A 13,165-nucleotide genomic window follows, 5' to 3' on the forward strand; every position below is an offset into this window, starting at 1 on the left:
GGAGAGAGCACTAGTCATAGCGGCGACCCCAAGCTTGCAGCAAGTTAATAATCAACAGCATGACCAGGGAAATCAGCAGCATGGTCGTGCCAATGACGGTGGCTCCTTCAATGTCGTACTGTTCCAGCTTTTGGAAAATCAAGACAGAAGCGACCAAATCTTGGAAAGGTACGTTGCTGGCAATCAACACAACTGAGCCGAATTCCCCCACCGATCGGGCAAATCCCAGGGCCACCCCCGTGACGGTGGCGGGCAGCAGGGGCGGCAACAGCACTCGGGTGAAGGTTTGCCAAGGGGAAGCCCCCAAACTCCAGGCTGCTTCTTCCAATTCCGATTCAATTTCCCGAATCACGGGCTGCAAAGTGCGCACCACAAAGGGCAGGGAAATGAAGAGCATAGCTACCCAAACCCCAGTGATGGTGAAGGAAACACGGACTTTCAGGGGAGCCAGCAGGGAGCCAATCCAACCCGTTTCGCTGTAAACCGTGGCCAGGGTCAGGCCGGCTACGGCAGTGGGCAGGGCGAAGGGCAGGTCGATCGCCGCATCCAGCAGCCGCTTACCGGGAAACTGGTAACGTTCCAGCACCCAGGCAACAATGAACCCCGCCACACCATTGACCGCAGCGGCCAAAAAAGCCGTTAAAAAGGTGGCTTGATAGGTGGCCAGGGCGATCGGGGCGGTGGCCGTTTCCCAGAAGCTGTCGATCGGGAGGGTGCTGGCTTTGCTGAACATGGCCGCAAAGGGCAACAGCAACAGCAGCAACATGTAGCCGATCGTGACCTGCCAGGGAATGGAGAGACTTTGGAGCCAGGCCCAGCGGCGGCGCGGACGGCGGGAAGTTGCGTTGGCGGTCATAGGGATTTTGCAACGAAGTCGTTTTCAGGATAAGCCAAAGGGTTCCCGAAAATACACATTCTCAATCGATTTAGGGGAGATTCTTGAGAAACTCGGGGTCTAGGGTCATGGATGTGATGTCCGGGCGATATCCGGGCGATATCCGAGTGATACACGGGCAATACGCAGGCAATCTATGGGCAATCTATTGGGTGACCTCCGGGCAAGTCGCCATAGGGTACGTTGGATGGGCGATCGCCCCCTGAGCTGAAGAATGGCCCTAAGGGCCTGTCGTCACTTAGCCCAAAACCCTAGATCTACCGTTAGCGGATCGTGGGGAGCAAGGGACTTGAGCATCTTGTTACGACGACTGGGGCACGGAAGATCAACCGTTTCAGCATCACCTCGAAAAATGACGACACCCCCTAGAACTCTCGTCTCGAAAAGGCGAAAATTGCCCCACACAACAGCAGCACAGCGTATAAAACCCCATACACCGCATCACCGATCAACAGATGCCCCTCGGGAATCAGGCCATACACGGCGAGGTTTTTGAGGTTAAACCGCTCCAAATCCGGCAGGATCAGATAGAGAATTTCCGTCAGCCGCTGCATAAAGGGATCTTGAAGCTGAATCCCGATCGTCAGCAGGTTGCGGCTGATGTGGCCCATCAGGTAAATCGCCAGGGTCAGCACAACCGCCAGCAGGGGGCTGGTGAAGGATCCCAGCAACAGGGTCACCGCCGCAATCAACACCAGTTCCAGCCAAGCAAACAGAGCCGTCAACACCATGGCACTGAGTTCAAAGCTGGCCCGTCCCCACAACCACAGGCCCACCGTTTGCACCAGCGTGGCCCCCGTGACCCAGGCCGCCAACAGCATCGACAGGCCCAAGTGCTTGCCCAGCATGAATTCTGTGCGGCTGAGGGGTTTGGCGATCGCGAGCAAAATGGTGCGGCGTTCAATTTCGCGATCGATCAGCCTTGTGCCCACCAAAATTGTCACCAGCAGCCCCAGCAGACTGGTGGCGGCCAAACAGCCATCGAGCACAATTTTGCCAGCGGAATCACCAGCGGAAATTAAGGGCACTAGGGCGATCGCCAGCACCAAGGCTACGGCATAGACCAAGAGTAAATAGCCGATTTTGGCGCGCCAAGCCTCCAGAAAGGCATTGTGGGCGATCGCCCAAATTCGCTGGCCACTGAACCCAGCCAAGAATGCTCGCCAACCTGTTAATTGACCCATGTTCCTGACGAATTTTGAACGCAACGTGAATACAAGAGGGGATGGGCAAAGTCGCTGAGTTCAACGTTGATTGATCGGGTGTCGATTCCTTCAAGATCAATCAATACTAATCAATCCTAAATCAATTACAGTCTTTACCTATAACGATTGGCACACCATATCGCAGGTGTCATGGAGCAATTATGAGGTGGGCAGTGTCCACCCTACGGGCTAACGCTGGATCTGATGCTAATTAGTTCAAGGATGATTGATCCAAAACTAATTAACTCAAAGCCAATTAAGCCAGAGTTCAATAGATCTGTTAATCCTAATGATCCTGATGAGATCGATCAACACTATTGAAACAGATCGACCGGCCAGACAAACATACTAGCCGCATAGGCTCGGACATCGTTATTGTTCAGGGCCGGATGTTGATCAATCCAGGACTGGATCATAAAAGCAAACCGAATCCAAAAGGCTAGCAAGAAATGGCCCAGCAACCACATCGCCAAAGGAATGCGCTCTTTGATCGGCACTTTGTAGCGAGAATCCGTGGGCTTGCTGAGAAAGTCTTGGACAATTTTGATGGTAATTGAACTGAGCGGAAAGGTTAAGCAAGCTAGGTACAGGGCATCGGTGCGATCGCTGCTGGGATCCGCCAAAAACCGATAGAGCAACAGGGAGCACAGAGCACCGGCCATCCAGGGGCCAAGGGAAACACCCCGAATTTGAATTGGCTTTTGCTCGATCGACCAAACCACCCCAGACAGGGCCAGCATCAGGGCACTGAAACCCGAAAAGGTGCGCTGTAATTCCAGGTTGTTCGCACCCAACCGTGCCATAACAGACAAGATCAAGAAACCAATACTGACCCAAAGCAAGGTCTGCCAGGAAAAGGCTTTTTTGGGCTGTACAATTTTCCAAAAATCACTGCTGATTTCTTTGAGCATTGTTCGTCAATTTCCTAAACTTACAGTTGACTTACAGTTAACTTGCAATTGACTTGCAATTGACTTGCGGTTGTCTTTGAACTCGATGGGTCAACCTAAGCCTGGCGAAGGGCAAAGAGAATACTCTGGATGGCAATCACCAACGCGCCAATGCCGGTGCTGGCAATATGTCCCCAAAAGATCGTTTTTTTGGCTAATTCACTTTGAATGGACTGGTAGCGCTGAAAGAAGCTCTGGAGCTGCTTGCGCATGGTGATGGTGAGAGTGGGAGTTGCTTCGGTTTCCGGCTCTTCCGGAATGCCCAAATCAGCACCGGGAGCAGGATATTTCAAGATTAAGTCTAGGAATTGGACGGCGATCGACTTCAGTTCAAAGATTAGGAAAAAGACGATCGGGACAACAATTAATAACCAATTATTTAGCTCGCTCGACCAAACACCTTGCAAGATCAGCGCTTGTAAATCGTTTTGAATTGAGGGTGGGAACAGCTCATAGGCCGTGAAGAAACAGGCCCACCCCATGCACAGCACCAACAGCTCCATGGCGGCGGCATATTCCACGCTGCGGCGCTGGTTCATGCCCGCCAGTCGGTTGAAGATCACCGCTTCACTGGCGATCGCAATGAACAGAAACAGAATCTGAAAAATAACGGTGGGCAAAGGCAAGATCAGAGGCATAGGGGCGATCGGGGGGGTGTCAGGGTTTGCAGGCTGGGAGTTGGGGCCGGATAATGCTGATTTTACCGGGCTGGCTTCTCTGCGATCGGGCAAGTTGGATCACGATCAAGCCAATTGGGGCGATCGGGTCTGGGCGCTTCGGTCTAAGATCCTGAGGGCACGGCATTGGGATTATGTCCCTGCATTTTGCATCGCTGGCGCTGCGGGAAAAGCGGCGGCCGGAGCCTGGGGCGATGCCTTGTTCCCTGTCCCGTTAACGACCCGAGCGGCACCCGACACAGGCCCCTGAGCAATGGCTCAGATTCCGGTTTTTCAGTAACCTTCAGCAACGTTTGTAGCATCGGCATGAGAACCGCACCACGAAACGGCATTGGTATTCGCACAGCCCAGGCCCGCGACGATCGGGAATTGGGGCAAATCCACGTCTACGATGGCGCGGGTAAGGGCAAATCGCAAGCGGCTTTGGGCGTTGTGTTGCGATCGATTGGCTTGGGCATCCACAGCGACTGGCAAACCCGAGTTTTACTGTTGCGGTTTTTGAAGGGGCCCGACCGCCCCTACGACGAAGACGCGGCGATTGCGGCCTTGCAACGCGGCTTTCCCCACCTGATTGACCAGGTACGCACAGGGCGATCGGAATATTTCGGGTCCGAAGGTGTGACCAAGTTCGATCGCCTGGAAGCGCAGCGGGGTTGGGATGTGGCCAAAGGGGCGATCGCCTCGGGGCTATATTCCGTCGTCGTGTTGGATGAAATTAACCCCGTGTTGGACTTGGGGTTGCTGGATCTCGATGAAGTGATCAGCACCCTGAAGAACAAGCCATCGGAGTTGGAAATTATTGCCACAGGCCGCAGCGCCCCCACGGCCCTGCTGGATATTGCCGATTTACACTCGGAAATGCGCCCTCGGGAATTGGATCCCAACCTGAACTTGGAAGGCATTGAAGGCATTGAAATTTACACGGGCGCGGGCAAGGGCAAATCCACCAGCGCCCTCGGCAAAGCGCTCCAGGCGATCGGGCGGGGCATTGGCCGGGACAGTTCCCACCGGGTGCTGATTGCCCAATGGCTGAAAGGGGGCAGCGGCTACACCGAAGATGCCGCGATCGCCGCCTTGCAACAGAGCTATCCCAGCCTGGTGGATCATCTGCGGTTTGGACGCGATGCGATCGTCTGGCGCGGCCAACAACAGGAACTGGACTACATCGAAGCGGAGCGCGGCTGGGAACTGGCCCGTGCGGCGATCGCCTCGGGGTTATATAAAACGATCGTTCTGGATGAGCTAAACCCCACCGTTGATTTGGAATTGCTGGATGGGGAAGCGATCGCCCGCGACCTATTACGCAAACCCAAAGACACCGAAATCATCATCACAGGCCGTTGTTTGAATCCACCGGCTTATTTCAACCTAGCCAGCGTTTATTCGGAGATGATTTGCCACAAGCACTATGCGGAAAAAGGCATGGATCTGAAGCGCGGCGTTGATTTTTAGGACTGAATTTCAGGTTTGGATTTTTAACAGGAATCCTAGCGTTGTTTCAGCACCAACAGGGTCATATCATCTTCAGGCTGCTGGTGATTGAGATGACTTCGTAAATCAGCAACAATTGCCTCCACAATTTCCGCTGCTGGGCGATCGCGCTGTTGACAAGCCACCCAACAAAGCCGCTCTAATCCATAGGCTGTTTGTCGATCGCCCTGGGCTTCCGTGATGCCATCCGTGTAAAGCACCACCACATCACCCGATTGAAGTTCCAAGGTGGCTTTCTGCACCCAATGGGCAATATCTGGCTCAATCCCGATCGGGAAGCCCAAATCCATCGTGTCAAATCGTTCGATCACACCGCTCGATCGAACGACAACCACCTCCTCATGTTGCCCCGTTAAACACAGCCGCCCCCCTTGATAATCCAACAGCGCCAGGGTGGCATGTTTGTGCAAGTTCATGCGCTGTAGGTTTTCATAAATTGCACGGTTAATTGTGTTTAAAAAGCGGGCCGAGTTATGCTCACAGGCCGCCAACAGGGTGCGAGCCGCCATCTGAATCATCAGCATTAAGAGTCCGCTTTCTAGGCCATGGCCCGTCACATCACCGATGCCAATTTTGATGTGATCGCCCTGACAAATCACATCGTAATAATCACCGCTCACTTCCGCTGCGGCCGCCGTGAAACTGGCAATTTCTAACGATTCGATCGCCGCTAGTTCGCTCTTGGGCGGCAGCAACATTTTGTGTAAGCGATGGGCAATTTCTAACTCCGCTTGGGTTTTGGTTAAGGCTAATTGGCTGTTGCTCAAGGCCGCTTCCACCTGCTGGCGGTTGTCCATTTCCTGGCGCAAATCCTGCAAGGCCGTTTGCAGTTCTGCCGTGGCCTGGTCAATGGCCTGTTGCAGGCGGATCGGCTCGCCCATCAGCTTCCAAACCACTGCCCCCACCCCGATCGACAGCGCACCGCCCAGCAGCCAAATCACCCCCGCGATCGGGGAGCGATCACGCCAGCCCGATCGGGGAATTGCCGCTAACTGCCAACTGCCATTGGGAATCGCTGCCACCACCAGCACCGGATCCTGCTGAAAAACCTGAGCCTGGCCCCAAAACACATCGCCCCGTTCTCCCAGGCCGTCCTTGCCCCGAATGGTAATCGCCAATTGCTGGCTCACCTTTGGCAAATCCGCCGCTTCATAGATCGCCATTTCGTCCACCACCACACTGGCCAGGCCCCAGTAGGTCGGTGACGAATTCAAACCCGGTTGATCCACCACAAAAGCCGGGGTGCGGTTAATGAAAGCGACTCCCCCTTGCACCAATTTCACGGGGCCGGCAATGGTGGAGCGCTTTTGTTGAATGGCTCGCTCCACGGCGGCCCGTTGCTCCGGTTTGGCCACCAAGTTCAATCCCAAGGCCAACTCATTCCCTCGCAAGGGGTAGATATGGCTAATGACGGAGTTTTTAGCCAAGTTGACGCTGCGGATGCCGCTGTTTTTTTCCAGCAGCACCGTACCCATGCGGGCAAATTCCGCCTGGGTCACTTGGGGATTGGCCGCCACATAGGCAGCCAGAGACTCGGCCAGCAGCAGTTGGGAGTTGATATAGCCTTCGAGCTTGGCGCGAACCGTGCTGAGTTTGCTGAGTACCGTGGCCCGTTCCTGGCTGCGAAATTGGCGGTTTTCGGAACCGACCAACACGCTGGTTGCCACAAGCACAATCAGGGCCGCCGTGGCAGCGGCCCCGATCGACTGGGCCTGGCCAAATCGCAGTGGCGGCGATCGGCGCAGGGAAGTGGGCATAGACGAGATCTCCAGAGAATGCTGTTGCAATCGCCGTTGGTCTCTGAGTTTAACGGGTATAGTCCGGCGGCCGATCTCCGGCTGTGGCGGCTTCGGACGGTTCGATCGGAACCGTCACCGGATCCAATTCTGGCTCGCCATCAAGGGGCCCTTCCAGCACCGGGGCGATCGCCCGGGGTCGGCGGTTCAGCAAGGCCGCCGGCCAGGTCACCCACTCATGCATCAACACATAAAGGCAGGGGATCAAGAACAGGGTCAGCAACGTGGCCAGAGACAGCCCCGAAAACACCACAATCCCCAAGGGTTGCAGAAATTCTCCGCCGGCTCCCATGCCCAGGGCCATGGGCAACATCCCCAAAACCGTGGTGATCGTGGTCATCAGGATCGGGCGGAGCCGCTGGGGCGCGGCCTGGACGATCGCGGCTTTGCGGGTGAGTTGGTATTGTTCGCGCAGTTGGTTCGCCAGTTCCACCATGATGATGGCGTTGTTCACCACGATCCCCACCAACAGCACCGCACCCACCACCACCGTGGCCCCGATCGCCGTTTGGGTCCAATAGAGACCGAGAATCCCGCCGGCCACCGCCAGGGGAATCGCAAACATGATCACCAACGGGTCAATCAGGGAGTTGTATTGCACCGCCATCACCACAAACACCAGGAAGGCCGCCAAACCACCCAACAGGGGCAAGGCTCCTTGGATTTGGCGATTGCTTTCGGCGGCGGGACTGGGCAACCGGGTCACCCCCGCAGGCAACTCCAGCTTGCCGAGGATTTGATCCACTTCCGCCAGGGCATCGCTGAGGCTGGCTCCGGGATTCAGGTTCCCGGCCACCAAAAACACCGATCGCTGGTTAATCCGCTGAATTTCGCTGGGGGCTTGGGCGCTGTCGAGGCTGGCCACTTCGCCCAAGCGCACGAGCCGATCGGCCCCGGCAAACAGGGGCAGGTCTAGCAGTTGGGAGGGGTTGCTGATGGCAGCGCGATCAAGCCGCACGCGCACATCAACCAACCGGTTCCCCCGTTGCAATTGGGTAGGTACGGAACCTTGGATCGCTGTTTCGATCGCCTGGCCAATGTCCGTGATGTCCAGATCCAAATCGGCCAAGCGGGTGGGATCCGGACGAATTTGCACCTCCGGCTGCGGGCGATCGCCATCGGGGCGAAAGGCGGCCAGCGTGGCTTGCTCATCAAGGGCTGTCAACACCTGCCGCCCGGCCCGTGCCAGGGCCGCCGGATCATTGCCCTGCAAAATCACATCCAACTCTGCTCCCCGCACGGGCGAGTTATTCAAAATCAAGCCCCGCACTTCCCCGGGTCGCAACCGCAGGCGAATATCCACCAAATTCAGCTTTTGCAGTTGCCGATTCACCCGCTCCACATAGGCTTCCACATCAGCCCCCGGTTTCAGGGTGATGGTGCTGGTGCTGCGCAGGGGATTTTCGTTGGTGTTGCTGCCAAAGAGGGATCCCCCGATCGTGGTGAAGGCGTATTCCGTTTCCGGTTGTTGGCGCAGAATTTGGTCAACTCGCTCCATCACCTGGCGATTGGTTTCCAGAGTGGTGCTGGGTGGAAAGATGGCCACCAATTGCGCTTGGCCCGTGGCAATGCGCGGCAGGATTTCTTGGGGAATGTAACCAATCACCGACAGGCTGCTGACCGTGAGGGCCGTGGCAATGACCAACACCACCAACAGCCGCACCCGCATTAGCCCGCCCAGCAGCCGGCCATAGTTGACCATCACCCCATCCATCCAGCGATCGAACGCCCGCAGGGGCCACCAACGGCCCACCCCGCTCGACCAACGCACCGCCAGCAACCGCGCCGCCATGGCTGGCACCACCGTGGCCGCCACCAAAATCGAGGCCGCCACCGCAAAGCTGATGGTCAAAATCAGTTCATTAAACAGCAGGGCAATGAACCCGCCGATGAACAAAAAGGGCAACACGGCTACCAGGTTGGTGCTTGTGGAAGCCAACAGGGCCGACTCCACCGCTTGGCTGCTGGCGATCGCCCGATCGACCACTTCCGCTGGCTCCACCTCTCGGCCATTGGCGCGGGTTCCTTCCACGATCGCTTCCATCATCACGATCGAGTTATCCACCACAATCCCTACACCAAGAGCCAAACCGCCCAAGCTGAAAACGTTGATCGTCAGGCCCCAAAACCGCATCAAAATCACCGCCGCCAAGGTAGCCAGCGGAATCGAAATCGACACAATCAAGGTTTGGCGCAGGGATCCCAAAAAGATAAAGACCGCAAAGGCCGCCAACCCTGTCCCCATCAAGCCTGAGGAAATCACGTTGGAGACAGCGTTTTGAATAAACACCGACTCGTCTAGGGTAGGCAACAGGGTCACATCCGCCGGAATCGTGCCATTGGCCGCCAGTTCCTGCAACCGCTGTTTGACGGCGGCCACCACGGCGATCGAGTTGGCATCGGACTGCTTTTGCACGCTCAGCTTCACCGACGGCTGACCATTCAGGCGCACTTCCACCCGCTGCTCCGCCGTGCCATCCACCACCGTGGCAAAGTCACTGAGGGTCACGGTTTGGGTAGGGGCGCTGCCGTTGCCATTCCGCACCACAAAGGGCAATTGGGCTAGCTCAGCCGCATTGCGAAACCGGCCCGTGGCCCGGGTCAGGGGTTCCCCATCGGGGGCATAAATCCGGCCGCCGGAAATATCTTGGTTGCGATCGCTCAAGCCATCCAACACCGTTTGCAGATCCAGCCCGATCGCCTGGAGCCGTTGCAGATCCAGCGTGACCCGCACCTCTTCTTCCACCCCGCCGGACACATCCACCGAGGCCACCCCATCCACCACATTCAGCTCGCGCGAGAGTTCCTCATCGGCAAACACCCGCAACTGGGCAGGAGATTGGGTAGGCGAGGTCACCGCCAACTCATAAACCGGTAACTGGGAGGGGTCAAATTTAAACAGCCGTGCATTTTCCACCGCGTCCGGCAGTCGGCCCCGGGCCCGGTTAAAGGCCGCCGTTGCATCATTCAAGGCCTGGTCTAAGTTGCCGCCCGGCTGAAAATATAAATCCAGACTGATGCTGCCCTCCCGCGTTTGGGAATACACCTGCACCACGCCTTCGGTGGCTGAAAGGGCTTCCTCCAGCGGCCGGGTGATTTCATCGATCGCCACTTCCGGCGACACGCCCGGTGCATCGGCCCGCAAACCAATCCGGGGATAGGTGATGGAGGGCAGCAAGTCCACTTGCATGGTGCTGACGAAGAAGCCCCCGAGGACGATCGCCGCAACCGCCAACATCAGGGTGGCAATGTGACGACGAATCGACAGGGCGCTGAGACTAAAGCCCGTGGGCCGCGAATCAAACATTTGCCTTACCTCGCGGGTTCAGAAATTGCACTCAGTCGCACCCGATCGCCCGCGGCCAGGGGGCCGCTACTGCGCAGGACATAGCGATCGCCCGGTTGCAGACCCGAGAGCACCTGCACCTGGCCATCAAACCGGGATCCCAACTGCACCAACCTTGGCGCAACGGTTACGGCTTCTCCTTCCCCTTGCACCACAAACACCGTGCCTTGGGTGGGAACAGGCGCGTTGGCGGCGGATTGCCCAGCTTCGGCAGAACGCCCCCCTCGCCCCCCCGGCCCACCGGGAGCGCGATCGGCCAGATCGGCCACCGCCAAGGCCCGCTCGGGAATGGTGACTCGGGCGGCGGCCGCCTGGGCAAAGCTCACCCGGGCCAACAGCCCGCTACCCAAGCGCCCATCAGGGTTGGGGATAGTGATTTCTACGGGCACTTGCCGAGCCACCGCGTCGCCCAAGGGAGAAATGGCCGTGACCCGCCCGATAAATTCTTGACCCGGCAAGGCATCCAGCCGCACCCGGGCCCCTTGCCCCAGCCGCACACCCGCCAGGGACCGATCGGACAGGCGCACCAAAATCTTGAGTTGGCTAAAGTCACCAATGCGGATAATTTCGCTGCCCGGTTGGGCCAGGCTGCCGGGTTCCAACAGCTTGGCCAACACACGACCGCTGAGGGGCGATCGCACCAGTGCAAAATCCTGGCGTTGGCGAGCTTGATCGGCGATCGCCTGTTGGGCGGCCACCCTGCGCCGGGCTACGGCCACGGTTTGCTGGCGGGTTTTCACCTGTTGGCGGGCGGCCTGGAGGGCTTTGGCGGCAGTTCCCACGGCCGTGCGGGCATTTTCCACGCTTTGCTCTGCGATCGCCCCTTCTCGAAACAACCGCTCTAGGCGATCCAGATCAGACTTCGCCTGTTGCAGTTGCAATTCTGCTTCACCCTCTCGGGCCTGGGCTTCGCCAATTTGGGCTTGACTGCTGGCCACTTCCAGCTCACGGGCAGAAACCTCCGCTTGGGCTTCTACCGCCTCGGAGGTCAACAACCGCGCATCCACTCGCGCTAACAGTTGCCCTTGGCGTACCGGTTGCCCCACGTCCGATCGCATGTCTAGCACGTAGCCTTCCACCCGCGATCGCACGGCCACTTCTCGAAAGGGCTGAGTGGTGCCGCTATAGTCCTGGGTGGTTTGCTGAGTGGCGGTTTTGGCCAAGGCCACATCCACCGAAGGCGGCCCCGCTCGATTGGCGGCTCCCGGCGGGGCCGGTTGGGCATCACTGGGGGGAATGGCGTTTTGGCAACCGCTGGCTAACAGGGCCAAGCCACAGAGGCCACTGAGCCAACGCTGCCGGATGGACTGTGGGCCAACTTGCCGTTGCCCCCGCGTCACGGACATGAAACCGAGCCTGACGCGGGAATTCGTTTCAGAATCGGTTTCAAACCCAAGCTTTGCAGAGGGGCCAGGGCGGTGATTACAGCGACCCGATCGAAACCGCCTTTGGGGCGATCGATCCAAGCCGATCGGCAACCCAAGGGACACCATTGGAGGAACTGAAAGGTTATTCATGGGTCGATCAGTTGATGGGAGCAGTCAAAGCTGTGGAGCAGTTCTGCCGAAGCCGATCGCCCCGAAAGACTCGATGGCTCGTGCCATTGGCTAGTCGGACTGGCGCGATCGACGGGAGGATTAATTTCGTAATGGTTCTTTACAGAATCAGTGCTACCTTAGCGCACCTGATCCCAATCCCGCCGAAAAAAATTTGGTCGCTTGGGTTGACGAATCCAAACTTTTAGGCGATTATTAACTTCGCTGAACGGGGCTATAGCTCAGTTGGTAGAGCACTTCAATGGCATTGAAGGGGTCAGCGGTTCGAATCCGCTTAGCTCCATCCCGTTCCAGAAGGAACAGCAAGTTAACAATAAACTTAAAAATAGACCTAAACGGTTAGAAGTAGACCTAAACGGTTGAAGAAATTCCTGAAAATTTAGGGGAGGTCTGAAGCCCCAGCCCTGAATATTCAAAGCTAAGTATTCAAGCCCGAATATTCAAAGCTAAGCATTCAGACTCCATATCCTGATCAACAGCTCCCCCCCATGGCGATCGAGATTGAGCGGAAATTTCTGGTGCGATCGAACCGTTGGCGCGATCTTGTCCAACCGGGCAAACGCTACCAACAGGGCTATCTATGGTCGGATCCCGTGCGCACCGTGCGGGTGCGCATTGCGGGCGATCGAGCATTTCTAACCATCAAAGGCCAAACCGACGGTCTGGCGCGATCGGAGTACGAATACGAAATTCCCGTCATTGATGCCACGGAAATGTTGGCGACGCTCTGTGTTTCACCCCCGATCGACAAAGTTCGCTATCGGTTACCTTGTGCAGAAGGTTGCTGGGAAATCGATGAATTTTTTGGCAGCAATGCGGGACTCATCGTGGCGGAAATTGAACTCGATCGCCCCGATCAACCGGTGCAACTACCAGACTGGATTGGTGAAGAAGTGTCTCACGATCCCCGCTATCGCAATTCTGCCTTAGCCGATCGCCCCTTCAGCACTTGGTAATTTTTAAGGCAGATTGGTAGCTTTTCGGGCAGTTTTTTCAAGCAATTGTTTAATTGAAAGCGATTGTTTAAGAGCTGATTTATAAATCAATTATTAAGCATCTAGAGCAGCCAATCTTCTCACCATCAAATGCATTAAGCAGCCATAGATCATCCCTTCACTCGTTTCCGAATACAACTCATAGTCCTTGCTCAATCGCCGAAATCGGTTCAGCCAGCCAAACGTCCGCTCGACAATCCATCGCTTGGGCAACGTCTCAAACCCTTTACCGATTCGGCTGATCACCTCCACGC

General features: G+C 56.8%; 10 protein-coding genes and 1 tRNA gene. 3 read left to right on the forward strand and 8 right to left on the reverse strand.

Going from position 1 to position 13,165, the window contains the following annotated elements; all coding sequences use genetic code 11:
- Positions 1-10: 10 nt before the first annotated feature.
- From cysT to fraC, 4 genes are all read right to left on the reverse strand, one after another.
- On the reverse strand, positions 11-856 hold the full coding sequence (gene cysT, locus VPK24_RS14445; RefSeq protein WP_393014380.1) for a sulfate ABC transporter permease subunit CysT: 846 nt from the start codon (positions 854-856) through the stop codon (positions 11-13).
- Between the two features lie 404 nt (positions 857-1,260).
- Positions 1,261-2,079 carry an ABC transporter permease gene (locus tag VPK24_RS14450; RefSeq protein WP_099535235.1) on the reverse strand — a complete coding sequence of 273 codons (819 nt, stop codon included), beginning with the start codon at positions 2,077-2,079 and terminating at the stop codon, positions 1,261-1,263.
- A gap of 335 nt (positions 2,080-2,414) precedes the next feature.
- Entirely contained in the window at positions 2,415-3,011 is a 597-nt protein-coding gene (locus VPK24_RS14455) for a DUF5357 family protein (protein WP_393014383.1), read from the reverse strand.
- A gap of 95 nt (positions 3,012-3,106) precedes the next feature.
- On the reverse strand, positions 3,107-3,688 hold the full coding sequence (gene fraC, locus VPK24_RS14460) for a filament integrity protein FraC (RefSeq protein ID WP_393014385.1): 582 nt from the start codon (positions 3,686-3,688) through the stop codon (positions 3,107-3,109).
- Between the two features lie 345 nt (positions 3,689-4,033).
- On the opposite strand from fraC, the gene VPK24_RS14465 reads away from it, so the two are divergent.
- Entirely contained in the window at positions 4,034-5,179 is a 1,146-nt protein-coding gene (locus VPK24_RS14465; RefSeq protein WP_393014387.1) for a cob(I)yrinic acid a,c-diamide adenosyltransferase, read from the forward strand.
- Between the two features lie 35 nt (positions 5,180-5,214).
- Here VPK24_RS14465 and VPK24_RS14470 read toward each other — a convergent pair whose 3' ends face one another.
- From VPK24_RS14470 to VPK24_RS14480, 3 genes are read right to left on the reverse strand one after another with little or no spacing between them, the layout of a single operon-like run.
- Positions 5,215-6,975, reverse strand: a complete 1,761-nt coding sequence (locus VPK24_RS14470; protein WP_393014389.1) for a SpoIIE family protein phosphatase — start codon at positions 6,973-6,975, stop codon at positions 5,215-5,217.
- Between the two features lie 49 nt (positions 6,976-7,024).
- A complete protein-coding gene (locus tag VPK24_RS14475) occupies positions 7,025-10,321 on the reverse strand; it encodes an efflux RND transporter permease subunit (RefSeq protein ID WP_393014391.1) in 3,297 nt (1,098 codons plus the stop codon).
- A 5-nt stretch (positions 10,322-10,326) separates the two neighbouring features.
- On the reverse strand, positions 10,327-11,877 hold the full coding sequence (locus VPK24_RS14480) for an efflux RND transporter periplasmic adaptor subunit (protein ID WP_393014393.1): 1,551 nt from the start codon (positions 11,875-11,877) through the stop codon (positions 10,327-10,329).
- 249 nt (positions 11,878-12,126) lie between these two features.
- Here VPK24_RS14480 and VPK24_RS14485 point away from each other — a divergent pair.
- A tRNA-Ala gene (locus tag VPK24_RS14485) sits at positions 12,127-12,199 on the forward strand.
- 205 nt (positions 12,200-12,404) lie between these two features.
- Positions 12,405-12,872: a CYTH domain-containing protein gene (locus VPK24_RS14490; protein WP_393014395.1), complete on the forward strand. Its 468-nt coding sequence runs from the start codon at positions 12,405-12,407 to the stop codon at positions 12,870-12,872.
- 93 nt (positions 12,873-12,965) lie between these two features.
- Here the strand turns inward: VPK24_RS14490 and VPK24_RS14495 are convergent.
- Positions 12,966-13,165 (reverse strand): transposase (locus tag VPK24_RS14495; protein WP_393014397.1); only part of this gene is annotated, 200 nt, incomplete at its 5' end.

The sequence above is a fragment of the Limnothrix redekei LRLZ20PSL1 genome, from assembly GCF_043235035.1.
Taxonomy (GTDB): Bacteria; Cyanobacteriota; Cyanobacteriia; order CACIAM-69d; family CACIAM-69d; genus CACIAM-69d.

Coding starts and splice junctions, on each gene's coding strand:
- cysT (WP_393014380.1), bottom strand. CDS start 856: ATGACCGCCAACGCAACTTCCCGCCGTCCGCGCCGCCGCTGGGCCTGG.
- VPK24_RS14455 (WP_393014383.1), bottom strand. CDS start 3,011: ATGCTCAAAGAAATCAGCAGTGATTTTTGGAAAATTGTACAGCCCAAA.
- VPK24_RS14465 (WP_393014387.1), top strand. CDS start 4,034: ATGAGAACCGCACCACGAAACGGCATTGGTATTCGCACAGCCCAGGCC.
- VPK24_RS14490 (WP_393014395.1), top strand. CDS start 12,405: ATGGCGATCGAGATTGAGCGGAAATTTCTGGTGCGATCGAACCGTTGG.
- VPK24_RS14475 (WP_393014391.1), bottom strand. CDS start 10,321: ATGTTTGATTCGCGGCCCACGGGCTTTAGTCTCAGCGCCCTGTCGATT.
- VPK24_RS14450 (WP_099535235.1), bottom strand. CDS start 2,079: ATGGGTCAATTAACAGGTTGGCGAGCATTCTTGGCTGGGTTCAGTGGC.
- fraC (WP_393014385.1), bottom strand. CDS start 3,688: ATGCCTCTGATCTTGCCTTTGCCCACCGTTATTTTTCAGATTCTGTTT.
- VPK24_RS14470 (WP_393014389.1), bottom strand. CDS start 6,975: ATGCCCACTTCCCTGCGCCGATCGCCGCCACTGCGATTTGGCCAGGCC.
- VPK24_RS14480 (WP_393014393.1), bottom strand. CDS start 11,877: ATGAATAACCTTTCAGTTCCTCCAATGGTGTCCCTTGGGTTGCCGATC.